This window comes from Cupriavidus sp. WS (genome assembly GCF_000395345.1).
In the GTDB taxonomy this organism is placed as follows: Bacteria; Pseudomonadota; Gammaproteobacteria; order Burkholderiales; family Burkholderiaceae; genus Cupriavidus; species Cupriavidus basilensis_B.
In genome coordinates this window covers 40,295-54,391 of the sequence record NZ_AQPL01000071.1, presented here as the reverse complement: position 1 = coordinate 54,391, position 14,097 = coordinate 40,295, and the positions used below count along the sequence as shown (strand labels likewise).

At 66.3% G+C, this 14,097-nt stretch carries 14 protein-coding genes; 10 read left to right on the top strand and 4 right to left on the bottom strand.

The features are described 5' to 3' along the window. Positions 1-39: 39 nt before the first annotated feature. From K206_RS0107040 to nadC, 3 genes are all read left to right on the top strand, one after another. Positions 40-1,230: an acyl-CoA desaturase gene (locus K206_RS0107040; RefSeq protein WP_020201708.1), complete on the top strand. Its 1,191-nt coding sequence runs from the start codon at positions 40-42 to the stop codon at positions 1,228-1,230. A gap of 156 nt (positions 1,231-1,386) precedes the next feature. Further along, positions 1,387-2,538: a quinolinate synthase NadA gene (gene nadA, locus K206_RS0107035; RefSeq protein WP_020201707.1), complete on the top strand. Its 1,152-nt coding sequence runs from the start codon at positions 1,387-1,389 to the stop codon at positions 2,536-2,538. A gap of 23 nt (positions 2,539-2,561) precedes the next feature. Next, the gene (gene nadC / locus K206_RS0107030; RefSeq protein ID WP_020201706.1) at positions 2,562-3,428 is read left to right on the top strand and encodes a carboxylating nicotinate-nucleotide diphosphorylase; all 867 of its coding nucleotides are present in this window, start codon (positions 2,562-2,564) and stop codon (positions 3,426-3,428) included. An 81-nt stretch (positions 3,429-3,509) separates the two neighbouring features. On the opposite strand, the gene nadB is transcribed toward nadC, so the two are convergent. The 4 genes from nadB to radC all read right to left on the bottom strand — a co-directional run bounded on the left by nadB (position 3,510) and on the right by radC (position 6,660). Beyond that, entirely contained in the window at positions 3,510-5,108 is a 1,599-nt protein-coding gene (nadB, locus tag K206_RS0107025) for an L-aspartate oxidase (RefSeq protein WP_020201705.1), read from the bottom strand. 216 nt (positions 5,109-5,324) lie between these two features. Next, the gene (rpmG, locus tag K206_RS0107020; RefSeq protein WP_017227115.1) at positions 5,325-5,495 is read right to left on the bottom strand and encodes a 50S ribosomal protein L33; all 171 of its coding nucleotides are present in this window, start codon (positions 5,493-5,495) and stop codon (positions 5,325-5,327) included. A gap of 13 nt (positions 5,496-5,508) precedes the next feature. Further along, on the bottom strand, positions 5,509-5,742 hold the full coding sequence (gene rpmB, locus K206_RS0107015; RefSeq protein ID WP_006575661.1) for a 50S ribosomal protein L28: 234 nt from the start codon (positions 5,740-5,742) through the stop codon (positions 5,509-5,511). 243 nt (positions 5,743-5,985) lie between these two features. Then, positions 5,986-6,660, bottom strand: a complete 675-nt coding sequence (gene radC / locus K206_RS0107010) for a DNA repair protein RadC (RefSeq protein ID WP_020201704.1) — start codon at positions 6,658-6,660, stop codon at positions 5,986-5,988. Between the two features lie 110 nt (positions 6,661-6,770). On the opposite strand from radC, the gene K206_RS0107005 reads away from it, so the two are divergent. From K206_RS0107005 to K206_RS0106975, 7 genes are all read left to right on the top strand, one after another. Further along, a complete protein-coding gene (locus K206_RS0107005) occupies positions 6,771-7,262 on the top strand; it encodes a peptidylprolyl isomerase (RefSeq protein WP_020201703.1) in 492 nt (163 codons plus the stop codon). 48 nt (positions 7,263-7,310) lie between these two features. Further along, positions 7,311-8,267 carry a 4-hydroxy-3-methylbut-2-enyl diphosphate reductase gene (gene ispH / locus K206_RS0107000; protein ID WP_020201702.1) on the top strand — a complete coding sequence of 319 codons (957 nt, stop codon included), beginning with the start codon at positions 7,311-7,313 and terminating at the stop codon, positions 8,265-8,267. Positions 8,268-9,010: 743 nt separating this feature from the next. After that, positions 9,011-10,216: a branched-chain amino acid ABC transporter substrate-binding protein gene (locus tag K206_RS0106995; protein WP_020201701.1), complete on the top strand. Its 1,206-nt coding sequence runs from the start codon at positions 9,011-9,013 to the stop codon at positions 10,214-10,216. Between the two features lie 206 nt (positions 10,217-10,422). Continuing rightward, complete coding sequence (locus K206_RS0106990) at positions 10,423-11,358, top strand: branched-chain amino acid ABC transporter permease (protein WP_020201700.1); 936 nt, start codon at positions 10,423-10,425, stop codon at positions 11,356-11,358. An 11-nt stretch (positions 11,359-11,369) separates the two neighbouring features. Continuing rightward, positions 11,370-12,527 carry an ABC transporter ATP-binding protein gene (locus K206_RS0106985; protein ID WP_020201699.1) on the top strand — a complete coding sequence of 386 codons (1,158 nt, stop codon included), beginning with the start codon at positions 11,370-11,372 and terminating at the stop codon, positions 12,525-12,527. A 13-nt stretch (positions 12,528-12,540) separates the two neighbouring features. Next, a complete protein-coding gene (locus tag K206_RS0106980) occupies positions 12,541-13,317 on the top strand; it encodes an ABC transporter ATP-binding protein (RefSeq protein ID WP_020201698.1) in 777 nt (258 codons plus the stop codon). A 14-nt stretch (positions 13,318-13,331) separates the two neighbouring features. Beyond that, positions 13,332-14,048 carry an ABC transporter ATP-binding protein gene (locus tag K206_RS0106975; protein WP_020201697.1) on the top strand — a complete coding sequence of 239 codons (717 nt, stop codon included), beginning with the start codon at positions 13,332-13,334 and terminating at the stop codon, positions 14,046-14,048. Positions 14,049-14,097 lie beyond the last annotated feature (49 nt).

Genomic DNA, 14,097 nt, shown 5'->3' with positions numbered 1-14,097 from the left:
AATAGCGCAATAGCACCTGTTTAATCGACGGAGAACAGTTTGTTCGACACTATTCTTGACTGGGCCTCGAACGGCCTTGCCAACTGGTCCTGGTGGGAGATCGTCATCTACACGCTGGTGGTGACGCACATCACCATCGCGGGCGTCACCATCTACCTGCACCGCTGCATGGCGCACCGGTCGCTGGATCTGCACCCGATCGCCGCGCATTTCTTCCGCTTCTGGCTGTGGCTGACCACCGGCATGGTCACGAAGGAGTGGACCGCCATCCACCGCAAGCACCACGCCAAGTGCGAGACCGAGGAAGATCCGCACAGCCCGCAGACCCGCGGCATCCGCAAGGTGCTGCTGGAAGGCGCCGAGCTGTACCGCGCCGAGGCCAAGAACCGCGAAACCGTCACCAAGTTCGGTCACGGCACGCCGGACGACTGGGTCGAGCGCAATGTGTACTCGCGCTTCGGCTGGCAGGGCGTGGGCCTGATGCTGATCATCGACGTCGCGCTGTTCGGCGTGATCGGCCTGAGCGTGTGGGCCGTGCAGATGCTGTGGATCCCGATCCACGCCGCCGGCATCATCAACGGCCTGGGCCACTGGTGGGGCTATCGCAACTACGATTGCGAGGACGCCTCGACCAACGTGTCGCCGTGGGGCCTGATCATCGGCGGCGAAGAGCTGCACAACAACCACCATACCTACCCGACCTCGGCCAAGTTCTCGATCAAGTGGTACGAGTTCGACGTGGGCTGGGGCTACATCCGCGCCATGCAGGCGGTCGGCCTGGCCAAGGTCAAGAAGACCCCGCCCAAGGCGCGTCTGGTGGAAGCCCGCCCGGTGGACCACAACACGCTGGAAGCCATCATCGCCAACCGCTACGACGTGATGGCGCGCTACGCCAAGGCCGTCAAGAGCGCGTACAAGCAGGAACTGGAAAAGCTCAAGGAAGCCCGCGTGGCCGAGTACAGCAGCTTCAAGCCGGCGCGCAAGTGGTTCCACCGCGAGGAAGGCAAGCTGGCCGACCCGCAGCGCAAGCAGCTCGCGAACATCGTCGAGCAGAACAAGTCGCTGCATACCTTCGTGGAAATGCGCCGCGAGCTGGCCGCGATCTGGGGTCGCTCCAACCTGACGCGCGAGCAGTTGCTGCAGCAGCTGCAGGCCTGGTGCCACCGCGCCGAGGCCAGCGGCATCCAGGCCCTGCACGATTTCTCGCTGCGCCTGCGCCGCTACGCGTAAGGCCAGGCCCGTGGCGGGCCGCAGCCCGATCCGGCGCGGCCTGTTACAATGCACTGCGCCCGAAAGCCCCGCCCCTGGCGGGGCTTTTGTTTTCGCTAAACTCCCCCATGTCAGGGCCAGCAGCGAGGCACGCGGCGGCCAAGAGGAGTATCGGAGATGACCCCACAAACGATCAAGACCGTCGAGTTCGAGAAACCGAACCTCTCGGCGGTGTCCCCCGAGGGCGTGAGCTGCGTCGCCCACGCCTGGGCCAAAGTGCCGCCGGTGCTGTCCGCGCCGGAGCGCGACGCGCTCAAGGAGCGCATCAGGGCACTGCTCAAGGCCCGCGACGCGGTGCTGGTCGCCCACTATTACGTGGATGCCGACCTGCAGGACCTGGCCGAGGAAACCGGCGGCTGCGTGTCCGACTCGCTCGAGATGGCGCGCTTCGGCCGCGATCACCCGGCCAAGACGCTGGTGGTCGCCGGCGTGCGCTTCATGGGCGAGACCGCCAAGATCCTGAGTCCCGAAAAGACCGTGCTGATGCCGGACCTCGACGCGACCTGCTCGCTCGACCTGGGCTGCCCGGCCGACGAATTCACCGCGTTCTGCGACGCGCACCCCGACCGCACCGTGGTGGTCTACGCCAACACCAGCGCCGCCGTGAAGGCGCGCGCGGACTGGATGGTGACGTCCAGCATCGGCCTGAAGATCGTCGAGCACCTGCATGCCCAGGGCAAGAAGATCCTGTGGGCGCCCGACAAGCATCTCGGCAGCTACATCCAGAAGCAGACCGGCGCCGACATGCTGCTGTGGCAGGGCTCGTGCCTGGTGCACGACGAGTTCAAGGGCATCGAACTGGACCTGCTGCGCCGCGAATTCCCCAAGGCCAAGATCCTGGTGCACCCGGAGTCGCCGGCCCATGTGGTCGAGCAGGCCGACGTGGTCGGCTCCACCTCGCAACTGATCGCGGCGGCGGTGGCGCTGGACGCCGACGAGTTCATCGTCGCCACCGACAACGGCATCCTGCACAAGATGCGCATGGCCGCGCCGGGCAAGCGCTTCATCGAGGCGCCCACGGCCGGCAACAGCGCCACCTGCAAGAGCTGCGCGCACTGCCCGTGGATGGCCATGAACGCGCTGACGAACCTGGCCGAGGTGCTCGAGCGCGGCCACAACGAAATCCACGTCGACGCGCAGATCGGCCGCCAGGCCGTGACCTGCATCGACCGCATGCTCGATTTCGCCGCGCAGCAGAAGGCCAATGTGCGCCCGCGCGGGGATCTCGCCGCGGAGCAGGCGCTGTTCAAGGGCATCGGCCCGGCATGAGTGACAGGAGCAAGGCAGGCAGCATGAGCATCAACAACCCGATTTTCGACAGTTTCGGCCCCGCGCTCGCCGAGGCGCTGCAGGCCAACGTGCGCGCGGCCATCGCCGAGGACGTCGGCAGCGGCGACCTCACCGGCCTGCTGGTGCCGGCGGACAAGCGCGCGCAGGCGCGCGTGATCGTGCGCGAAGAGGCCGTGCTGTGCGGCCAGCCGTGGTTCGAGGCGTGCATGCGCGCCGTTGACCCGGCGCTGGAAGTGCGCTGGCTGCAGGCCGAGGGCGCGCGCATGGCGCCCGATTCCGCGGTGTGCGAGATCGCCGGCCCGGCGCGCACGCTGCTGACCGCGGAGCGCCCGTCGCTGAATTTCCTGCAGCTGCTGTCCGGCGTGGCCACCGCCACGCGGCGCTACGCCGACCTCATCGCAGGCACCCGCGCGCGCGTGCTGGACACGCGCAAGACCCTGCCCGGGCTGCGCCTGGCGCAGAAGTACGCGGTGCGCGTCGGCGGCGGCGAGAACCAGCGCCTCGCGCTCTACGACGGCATCCTGATCAAGGAAAACCACATCGCGGCGGCCGGCAGTATCACCGCGGCGATGCGGGCCGCGCAGGCGCTCGAGACCGGCGTGTCGGTGCAGGTGGAAGTGGAGACCCTGGCCGAGCTCGAAGAAGCGCTGGCCGCCGGCGCCAAGTCGATCCTGATCGACAACTTCACCGTGCCGATGATGCACGATGCCGTGCGCATCAACGCAGGGCGCGCGCTGCTGGAAGTGTCGGGCGGAGTCAACGCGGACACCATCCGCGTGTTCGCCGAGACCGGCGTGGACCGGATCTCGGTGGGCGCGCTGACCAAGGATGTGCGCGCCACCGACTACTCGCTGAGGATCTCAGCCTAGCGCGGCGCAGCCGCGCTCCGTTCTCACTCTCCCCCCCGGCCCCTCTCCCGCAAGCGGGAGAGGGGAGCAAATCCCAAGATCCTACTTCCCCGCTTCCCGCTTGAACACCGGCTGCATGACGGTCGGCAGTGCCTTGGGCAGCGTGTCGGGATAGTCCCGGCTGTAGTGCAGGCCGCGGCTTTCGTGCCGCGAGTAGGCGCTGTCCACGATCAGCGACGCCACCTCGACGAGGTTGCGCAACTCCAGCAGGTCGCGCGTGACGCGGAAATTGGCGTAGTACTCGGCGATCTCCTCGCGCAGCAGGCTGATGCGGTGCTGCGCGCGCTCGAGCCGCTTGCTGGTGCGCACGATGCCGACGTAGTTCCACATCATGCGGCGCAGCTCGTCCCAGTTGTGCGAGACCACGACTTCCTCGTCGGCGTCCGCCACGCGGCTCTCGTCCCATACCGGCAGGGCGATGTCGGGCTGGCCGGCCTTGTCCTGCGATGCGATGTCGAGCGCCGCGGCGCGGCCGATCACCATGCATTCCAGCAGCGAGTTCGATGCCAGCCGGTTGGCGCCGTGCAGGCCGGTGCAGGCGGTTTCGCCCACGGCGTAGAGGTTCGCCAGGTCGGTGCGCCCGGCGGTGTCCGTCACCACGCCGCCGCAGGTGTAGTGCGCCGCGGGCACCACGGGGATCGGCTCGCGCGCGATGTCGATGCCCAGCTCCAGGCAGCGCGCGTAGATGGTGGGGAAGTGCTCGCGCAGGAACGACTCGGGCTGGTGGCTGATGTCGAGGTGCACGTAGTCCAGGCCGCGCTTCTTCATTTCGAAGTCGATCGCGCGCGCCACCACGTCGCGCGGCGCCAGCTCGGCGCGCGCGTCGTGCTCGGGCATGAAACGCGTGCCGTCGGGCAGCTTGAGCAGGCCGCCTTCGCCGCGCACCGCCTCGGAGATCAGGAAGGACTTGGCGTAGGGATGGTACAGGCAGGTCGGGTGGAACTGGATGAACTCCATGTTCGAGACCCGGCAGCCCGCACGCCATGCCATCGCGATGCCGTCGCCGGTGGCCGTGTCGGGGTTGGTGGTGTACAGGTACACCTTGCCCGCGCCGCCGGTGGCCAGCACCGTGTGGGTGGCGGTGAGGGTGCGCACCTCGCCGCTGGCGTCGTCCAGCACGTAGAGGCCGTAGCAGCGGTTGCCCGGCAGGCCGAGCTTGCGCGAGGTGATGAGATCCACGGCGAAGTGGTCCTCGATCACGGTGATGTTCGGGTGGTTGCGCGCCTGCTCGGTCAGCGTGGTCACGACCGCGTGGCCGGTGGCATCGGCGGCGTGGATGATGCGCCGGCGGCTGTGGCCGCCTTCGCGCGTGAGGTGGAAGCCGAGTTCGGCCTGCTCGTCGCGCGTGAACGGCACGCCGCGGTCGATCAGCCACTGGATCGCTTCGCGCCCGTGCTCCACGATGAAGCGCGTGGCGCCGTCGTCGCACAGCCCCGCGCCGGCGACCAGCGTGTCCTGGGTGTGCTCGTCGTGACTGTCGCCGGAGTCGAGCACGGCCGCGATGCCGCCCTGGGCCCAGTCGCTGGCGCCCTGCGTCATGGCGCGTTTGCAGATAATGACAACCCGATGGGTGTCGGCCAGTTGCAGCGCGACCGTCAGACCGGCCAGTCCGCTGCCGACAATGGCGACATCGAAGTTCATGATGCGAAGGGGCGCGCGCGGCGCGCGGCCGGGTGGCAGGAAAGCTGGAAAGTGTACACCCGGCGCGCCGTCACGTGGGCATGCGGGTGCGCGCGGGCGCCGGCGGGATGCGGGTACGGAACGCAGCGACGGCCGGCCCGGAAAAGCAAAAACCCCGCATGAGCGGGGTTTTCACGGACATGCCGCGCGAATCGGCATGCGGAACGCAACGATCAATTACTTGATCTTGGTTTCCTTGTACGACACGTGCTTGCGCACGACGGGATCGAACTTCATGATCTCCATCTTTTCCGGCATGGTGCGCTTGTTCTTCGTGGTCGTGTAGAAGTGACCCGTACCTGCAGTCGACTCCAGCTTGATTTTGTCGCGTCCGCCTTTGCTGGCCATGATGTACTCCTAATTAGACTTCGCCGCGTGCGCGCAGGTCGGCGAGCACGGAGTCGATGCCTTTCTTGTCGATCAGGCGCAGGCCGGCGTTCGAGACGCGCAGGCTCACCCAGCGGTTTTCCGATTCAACAAAGAAACGACGATTCTGCAGGTTGGGCAGAAAACGGCGCTTGGTCTTGTTGTTTGCGTGGGAAACGTTGTTGCCGACCATCGGCGCTTTCCCGGTCACTTGACAGACGCGTGCCATGAAGCACTCCTAAATCTTCTATTCGTGGACAATGTTCGCAACAGATCAACAAAAGGCGCGCGGCCCGGACTGCAGCGGTTAAGACTTCAGCAAAACGGGCATTATAGACCGGAAAGCTCCGGCGGATCAATGCCTTCCGCAGTTTACCGTGCACAGGCGGGCCGTTCGTGCCGTTTCACGCACTATTGCACGGCTTCCGGTCCGGTCCGTGTGCGCCATGTACCGCATGTGGCGGCATGTGGCTCACAGTTCGCCATGCTCCGCGAACGAGTGGATCGTGGTGCCCGCCACGATGAAATGGTCGAGCACCCTGACGTCGATCAGCGCCAGCGAGCGCGTCAGCGAGCGGGTCATCGACAGGTCCGCGCTGCTGGGCATGGCGTTGCCCGACGGATGGTTGTGCGCCACGATCACGGAGGCCGCATTATGCAGCAAGGCCTGGCGCGCCACCTCGCGCGGATAGACGCTGGTCTGCGTCAGGCTGCCGCGGAACAGTTCCTCGCTGGCCAGCAGGCGGTTGCGCGCGTCGAGGAACAGGCACATGAAGACCTCGTGCTCGTAGGCCGACAGCGTCAGGCGCAGGTAATCGCGCACCGCGGCCGGCGAATCGAGCCCGCCGGGCAGCGTCAGGCGCTCGGCCAGCCCGCGCCGGGTCAGTTCCTGGGCGGCCTGCAGCTGGGCGTACTTGGCGGTACCCATGCCGCGGACGCGGGCAAATTCCTCCGCCTTGGCGGAAAACAGGCAACTGAGCGTGCCGAAGTCGTTGAGCAGCTCGCGCGCGAGGTCGACCGCGCTCTTGCCGGCCACGCCCACGCGCAGGAATACGGCGAGCAGCTCGGCGTCCGACAGCGCGGCGGCGCCCTCGCGCAGCAGTTTTTCGCGCGGCCGCTCGCTGCTGGGCCAGTCGGTAATGCGCATGACACGATCCCCCCGGAACAATGGCACTGCGTGGCGGCGCGCGCCGGCATGGACAAGGCGGCGCGCGGTCGAGTCGCTTACAATACGGGTTGTCGACTGGTTGAGCACCCATGAATCTGCAAACTTTTGCGTCAGGGCCGCAGGGCGGCGCCGCTGACGGTCGCAAGACCGTGCAGCCGGATTCCTTCCTGACCCTGCACTACAGCATCTCCCTCGAGAACGGCACGGAGATCATCAGCACGTTCGAAGAAAAACCCGCCACGCTGCTGCTGGGCCAGGGCCAGTTCGCGCCCACCCTGGAGCAGGCCCTGCTGGGCATGCCCGAGGGCGAGCGCATGACCTACCGGCTGGCGCCGGAGCATGCCTTCGGCCCGCGCAATCCGGAACTGCTGCAGCGGGTGTCGCTCGCCACGCTGCGCGAAAACAGTTCGTTCGAAGAGAACTACACGCCGGGCGACCTGGTCGAGTTCAATGCGCCCGGCGGCGGCAAGTACGCCGGTGTGCTCAAGGAGATCGGCGAGACCGCCGCGCTGTTCGATTTCAATCATCCGCTGGCCGGGCAGACCATCCTGTTCGATGTCCAGCTGATCGGCATTCTCTAGGCTGAACCAGGCCGGTCCCGCGCCGGCCGCATTGCACTGAATTTCCGCATGTCCGAACTCACCACAGCCGCCGAAGCCGAGATCCTGATGGCGCAGCCCCGCGGCTTCTGCGCCGGCGTGGATCGCGCCATCGAGATCGTCGAGCGTGCCCTCGCGCGCTACGGCGCGCCGATCTACGTGCGCCACGAGATTGTCCACAATGCCTACGTGGTCGAGGACCTGCGCCGCAAGGGCGCGATCTTCGTGCAGGAGCTGGAGGAAGTGCCGTCCGGCTCCACCGTCATCTTCAGCGCGCACGGGGTGTCCAAGGAAGTGCGCGCCGACGCGACCGCGCGCGGCCTCAACGTGTTCGACGCCACTTGCCCGCTGGTGACGAAGGTCCACGTCGAGGTGGGCAAGATGCGCGCCGAGGGCTGCGAGATCATCATGATCGGCCACGCCGGCCACCCGGAGGTCGAGGGCACGATGGGCCAGACCGAGGGCGGCATGCTGCTGGTGGAATCGGCCGAGGACGTGGCGAGGCTCGCCGTGTCCGACCCGAGCCGGCTGGCCTTCGTGACCCAGACCACGCTGTCGGTGGACGAGACGCTGGAGATCGTCGCCGCGCTGAAGGCGCGCTTCCCGCAGATCCGCGAGCCCAAGAAGCAGGACATCTGCTACGCCACGCAGAACCGCCAGGACGCCGTGAAGTTCATGGCGCCGCAGGTGGAAGTGGTGATCGTGGTGGGCAGCCCCAACAGCTCGAACTCCAACCGCCTGCGCGAGCTGGCCGAGCGCCTGGGCGTGCCGGCCTACATGATCGACTCGCCCGACCAGCTCCGCCCGGAATGGGTCGCGGGCAAGCGCCGCATCGGCCTGACCGCCGGCGCGTCCGCGCCGGAGGCGCTCGCGCAGTCCATCGTCGAGCGCCTGCGCCTGCTCGGCGTGCGCCACGTGCGCGCGCTCGACGGCATCGAGGAGAAGATGTCGTTCCCGCTGCCGCGCGGACTGGTGCCCTCGGCCTGATCCACGTGCTTCCGGCACCGGCCCGTTCCCCGGGCCGTGCCGCCGCGCCGGCGGCACGCGCCGGCCGCTGCCTTCCTTTCCGCTTTCCCGCTTGACTGCCTGCGCCGACGCCGCGTGCCGACGTTGCGCGTCGACTCCACGCGCCCCCGCCCGCCCGTCCTTCCGTGCCCGCCCTTCGGCGGTGCGCCGCGGGCCGGCGCCGCGCACCCGCATGCGGCCGTCCCGGGCCGGTCGCGGCCATGCACCAGGATGCGGCATGAATATGCCGCGACCCCCCGCCGATAATGCACGGCGGCGGTGCCTATTCGCCTTTACGTGTCTGTCGCGGCAGACAAATAAGGGAATTCCCTAGAGTTAGGAGTTTCCCTATTATGGTGCCGGGCTATTAGGCTCTTGTATTAGAAGGGACACGCTCCTATTAAATGAAACGTCTATTTAATACGGTCCCTTCGCGAGTGATGCAAGCGCAGCAAAAGCCGGGTCTGGATGGGGGTAGGCACGATTCTTGTTAGTAACGAAGGCTAGCCCGCGAGTAGGCGGGAATTGCCCCAATGTGTGCATTGGGGAAATTCCCTAGCTCACTTTGTGGGTTAATCCTTCAGGTTGTTGCGTCGCATATTGCATCCGCAAAAAAAGGGGATACAATTCGCGCGTTTCAAATTGAAACTAAACAAAGGCGGTTCAGGGGAAACGTCCGGGGGGCGTTGGTTTACCCTGATCATGTGAATCCTAGGAGATCACTCATGCAAATCACGTTTGCCAAGATTCTGCCGATCGCAGCCGCAGTGGCGCTGGTTACTGCTTGCGGCAAGAAGGAAGAAAAGCCGGCCGATGCGGCAGCGTCGGCACCTGCTGCCGCAGCCGCTCCCGCAGCCGGCAGCGGTGACACCGTAGTCAAGATCGGCCACGCGGCTCCGCTCACCGGCGGCATCGCTCACCTTGGCAAGGACAACGAAAACGGCGCCCGCCTGGCCGTGGAAGAAGTCAACAAGGCCGGCCTCGAAATCAACGGCAAGAAGATCACGCTCGAACTGGTCGGCGAAGACGACGCGGGCGATCCGAAGACCGGCACCGCCGTGGCGCAGAAGCTGGTCGACGAGAAGGTCGTGGCCGTGGTCGGCCACCTGAACTCGGGCGTATCGATCCCGGCCTCCAAGATCTACAGCGATGCCGGCATCGCGCAGATCTCGCCGTCGTCGACCAACCCCGACTACACCAAGCAAGGCTTCAAGACCACCTTCCGCGTGGTGGCCACCGACGCCCAGCAGGGCCCGGCGCTGGCCAACTACGCCACCAAGAGCCTGCATGCCAAGTCCGTGGCCATCGTCGACGATGCCACTGCCTACGGCAAGGGCCTGGCCGACGAGTTCGAGAAGACCGTCAAGGCTTCGGGCGTGAACGTGGTGGCGCGTGAAGCCACCAACGACAAGGCCACCGACTTCAAGGCCATCCTGACCAAGATCAAGGGCAAGAAGCCCGACGTGATCATGTACGGCGGCATGGACGCCACCGGCGGCCCGTTCGCCAAGCAGGCCAAGGAACTCGGCATCGGCTCCAAGATCGTCGGCGGCGACGGCGTGTGTACCGACAAGGTGGCCGAGCTGGCCGGCGACGCGGTGTCCAACATCATCTGCTCGGAAGCCGGCCTGGCCCTGTCGAAGATGGAGCAGGGCGCGGACTTCGACAAGCGCTACCAGGCTCGCTTCAACGCCCCGGTGCAGATCTACGCGCCGTTCACGTATGACGCCGTGATGGTCATCGTCGACGCCATGAAGCGCGCCAACTCGACCGAACCGGCAGCCATCCTGGCCGAAATGCCCAAGACGAACTACAAGGGCCTGATCGGCAACATCGCCTTCGACGACAAGGGCGACATGAAGGAAGGCACGATCACGCTTTACGAATACAAGGACAAGAAGAAGACCGTCCTCGACGTCGTGAAGATGTAATCCGGGCTTACCGGCCCATCCGAACGGCACCGCGAGCATTTTGCGGTGCCGTTTTTTTAGCCTCGCCGAACATACGGCATCCTTACCAGGGGTGCACCAGGCAGGCCGCTTACCAGCACATAACACACTACCAAACCACTCACACATTACCGTCTGCCCGGCAACCACTCCACGCCGCGGAGCCTCGGACGGAGCAAGGAGTTTTCATGGATATCTTTATCCAGCAGATCGTGAATGGTCTGGTGCTCGGCAGCATCTATGCGCTGATCGCACTTGGCTACACCATGGTCTACGGCATTCTCGGGATCATCAACTTCGCCCACGGCGACGTGCTGATGATCGGCGCACTGACTGCCCTCTCGGCGATCCTCGGATTGCAGAAATTCGCCCCGGGCCTGCCCGAATGGCTCACGCTGGTCATCGCGACGCTGATCGCCATGCCCGTGTGCGCGGTCCTGGCCTACACCATCGAGCGGGTCGCCTACCGGCCGCTGCGCAACGCGCCGCGCCTGGCGCCGCTGATCACCGCCATCGGCGTGTCCATCATCCTCCAGACGATGGGCATGCTGATCTGGTCGCGCAATCCGCTGACCTTCCCGCAACTGCTGCCGTCCAGCCCGATCGACATCGGCTCGACCGGCGCCACCATCACCGGCAAGGAAATCGTCATCATCGGCATGGCGCTGATGGTCATGGCGGGCCTGCTGACGCTGGTCAACCGCACCAAGCTCGGCCGCGCCATGCGCGCCACCGCCGAGAACCAGAAGGTGGCCGGCCTGATGGGCGTGAACCCGAACTTCGTGATCTCCGCCACCTTCATGATCGGCGCCGCGCTGGCCGCGCTGGCCGGCGTGATGATGGCCACCAACTACGGCAACGCCCACTTCTACATGGGCTTCATCCCCGGCCTGAAGGCGTTCACCGCCGCGGTGCTGGGCGGCATCGGCAACCTCGCCGGCGCGATGGTCGGCGGCATGCTGCTGGGCCTGATCGAAGCGCTCGGCGCCGGCTACATCGGCGACCTCACCGGCGGTGTCTTCGGCTCCAACTACCAGGACGTGTTCGCCTTCATCGTGCTGATCATCGTCCTTGTGTTCCGTCCGTCCGGCATCATGGGCGAGCGGGTTTCCGAACGCGCCTGAGGAGAGAATCCATGAGTGCCCCGATTCCATCCACGGCGCAACCCGCGCCGCTGACCAAGACCCCGGCCAAGACCCTGGCCGCGCTGCTTGCCTTCCTGGTGGTCGCCCTGTGCGCGCCGTTCCTCGTGCAGACGCTGGGCGGCAACTACTGGGTGCGCGTGCTCGACTTCGCGCTGATCTACATCATGCTGGCCCTGGGCCTGAACATCGTGGTGGGCTTCGCCGGCCTGCTCGACCTCGGCTACATCGCCTTCTACGCGGTCGGCGCCTACCTGATGGCGCTGCTCGGCTCGCCCCACCTGGCGAACCAGTTCGAGTGGATCCACAACCTGTTCCCCAACGGCCTGCACCTGTCGATGTGGTTCGTGCTGCCGATCGCGGTGGCGGTGGCGGCCACGTTCGGCGTGCTGCTCGGCGCGCCGACGCTCAAGCTGCGCGGCGACTACCTGGCCATCGTGACGCTGGGCTTCGGCGAGATCATCCGCATCTTCATGAACAACCTCGACCGCCCGATCAACATCACGAACGGGCCGAAGGGCATCACCGCGGTGGACCCGGTCCATATCTTCGGCTTCGATTTCTCGAAGTCGCACGAGATCTTCGGGCTCAAGTTCACGCCGGTGTTCATGTACTACTACCTGCTGGTGTTCCTGGTCATCGTGATCGTGTTCATCTGCCTGCGCCTGCAGAACTCGCGCATCGGCCGCGCCTTCGTCGCCATCCGCGAGGACGAGATCGCCGCCAAGGCGATGGGCATCAACACCCGCAACGTCAAGCTGCTGGCCTTCGCGATGGGCGCCTCGTTCGGCGGCGCCTCGGGCGCGGTGTTCGGCGCGTTCCAGGGCTTCGTGTCGCCGGAATCATTCGTGTTGTGGGAGTCCATCTACATCCTCGCCATCGTGGTGCTGGGCGGCATGGGCCACATCCCGGGCGTGATCCTCGGCGGCATCCTGCTGGTCGGCTTCCAGGAACTGCTGCGCGTGGTCGCCGAGCCGGCCCAGCGCATGGTCTTCGGCCACGCCATCGTCGACGCGGAAGTGCTGCGCCAGCTGCTGTTCGGCCTGGCCCTCGTGATCGTGATGCTGTACCGCCCGGCCGGCCTGTGGCCGTCGCCGCGCAAGGAAGACCGCCCGGTCGTGCGCCGCCCCGGCAGCGTCGGCCGTTTCTGACCAGGAGGACAAGATGAGCAACGAGAACTTCCTCCTGTCGGTACAGGGGGTCAACAAGCGCTTCGGCGGGCTGCAGGCCCTGTCCGACGTGGGCCTGCAGATCCGTCCGGGCCAGATCTACGGCCTGATCGGCCCCAACGGCGCCGGCAAGACCACCTTCTTCAACGTGATCACCGGCCTCTACACGCCGGACTCGGGCGAGTTCGTGCTGGGCGGCCAGGCCTACCAGCCGACCGCCGTGCACGAAGTGGCCAAGGCCGGCATCGCCCGCACGTTCCAGAACATCCGCCTGTTCGGCGAGATGACCGCGCTGGAAAACGTCATGGTGGGGCGCCACGTGCGCACCAAGGCCGGCATCTTCGGCGCCATCTTCCGCCCGCCGCACGTGCGGCACGAGGAAGAGGGCATCGAGGACATGGCGCATGACCTGCTCGAGTACGTGGGCATCGGCAAGTACGCCAACTTCACCTCGCGCAACCTCTCCTACGGCCATCAGCGCCGCCTCGAGATCGCCCGGGCGCTGGCCACCGAGCCCAAGCTGCTGGCCCTGGACGAGCCCGCCGCCGGCATGAACGCCACCGAGAAGGTGGAGTTGCGCGGCCTGCTCGACAAGATCCGCAGCGACGGCAAGACCATCCTGCTGATCGAGCACGACGTGAAGCTGGTGATGGGCCTGTGCAACAGCCTGACCGTGCTCGACTACGGCAAGGTCATCGCGCAGGGCCTGCCGCAAGACGTCCAGAACAATCCAGCGGTGATCGAGGCTTACCTCGGTACCCCGACGCACTGACGGGGAAAGAGACGATGAAAGATACGCTACTGAAGATTTCCGGCCTGAAGGTCGCCTACGGCGGCATCCAGGCCGTCAAGGGCATCGACCTCGAGATCCGCGACGGCGAGCTGGTGACGCTGATCGGCGCCAACGGCGCCGGCAAGACCACCACCATGAAGGCCATCACCGGCCTGCAGGGCTGGGCCGGCGGCGACGTCGAGTACATGGGCAAGTCCATCAAGGGCGTGCCCAGCTACGTGCTGCTCAAGCAGGGCCTGGCGATGGTGCCGGAAGGCCGCGGCGTGTTCGCGCGCATGACCATCACCGAGAACCTGCAGATGGGCGCCTACACGCGCAGCGACGAGGCCGGCATCAAGGACGACATCGACCGCATGTTCGGCATCTTCCCGCGCCTGAAGGAACGCGCCAACCAGCTCGCCGGCACCATGTCCGGCGGCGAGCAGCAGATGCTGGCGATGGCGCGCGCGCTGATGAGCCAGCCCAAGCTGCTGCTGCTCGACGAACCCTCGATGGGCCTGTCGCCGATCATGGTGGCGAAGATCTTCGAGGTGGTGCGCGACATCTCGGCGCAGGGCGTGACCGTGCTGCTGGTCGAGCAGAACGCGCGCCTGGCCTTGCAGGCCGCGCACCGCGGCTACGTCATGGAGTCCGGCCTCGTCACCATGAGCGGCGACGCCAAGCAGATGCTGGACGACCCGAAGGTGAGGGCGGCTTACCTGGGCGAGTGACCGCCGCCTCCGCGCATCATGAAAAAGCCCCGCGCGAGCGGGGCTTTTT

Coding starts and splice junctions, on each gene's coding strand:
- nadA (WP_020201707.1), top strand. CDS start 1,387: ATGACCCCACAAACGATCAAGACCGTCGAGTTCGAGAAACCGAACCTC.
- K206_RS0106990 (WP_020201700.1), top strand. CDS start 10,423: ATGGATATCTTTATCCAGCAGATCGTGAATGGTCTGGTGCTCGGCAGC.
- rpmB (WP_006575661.1), bottom strand. CDS start 5,742: ATGGCACGCGTCTGTCAAGTGACCGGGAAAGCGCCGATGGTCGGCAAC.
- K206_RS0106995 (WP_020201701.1), top strand. CDS start 9,011: ATGCAAATCACGTTTGCCAAGATTCTGCCGATCGCAGCCGCAGTGGCG.
- ispH (WP_020201702.1), top strand. CDS start 7,311: ATGTCCGAACTCACCACAGCCGCCGAAGCCGAGATCCTGATGGCGCAG.
- nadB (WP_020201705.1), bottom strand. CDS start 5,108: ATGAACTTCGATGTCGCCATTGTCGGCAGCGGACTGGCCGGTCTGACG.
- K206_RS0107005 (WP_020201703.1), top strand. CDS start 6,771: ATGAATCTGCAAACTTTTGCGTCAGGGCCGCAGGGCGGCGCCGCTGAC.
- K206_RS0106980 (WP_020201698.1), top strand. CDS start 12,541: ATGAGCAACGAGAACTTCCTCCTGTCGGTACAGGGGGTCAACAAGCGC.
- K206_RS0106975 (WP_020201697.1), top strand. CDS start 13,332: ATGAAAGATACGCTACTGAAGATTTCCGGCCTGAAGGTCGCCTACGGC.
- rpmG (WP_017227115.1), bottom strand. CDS start 5,495: ATGGCCAGCAAAGGCGGACGCGACAAAATCAAGCTGGAGTCGACTGCA.
- radC (WP_020201704.1), bottom strand. CDS start 6,660: ATGCGCATTACCGACTGGCCCAGCAGCGAGCGGCCGCGCGAAAAACTG.
- K206_RS0106985 (WP_020201699.1), top strand. CDS start 11,370: ATGAGTGCCCCGATTCCATCCACGGCGCAACCCGCGCCGCTGACCAAG.
- nadC (WP_020201706.1), top strand. CDS start 2,562: ATGAGCATCAACAACCCGATTTTCGACAGTTTCGGCCCCGCGCTCGCC.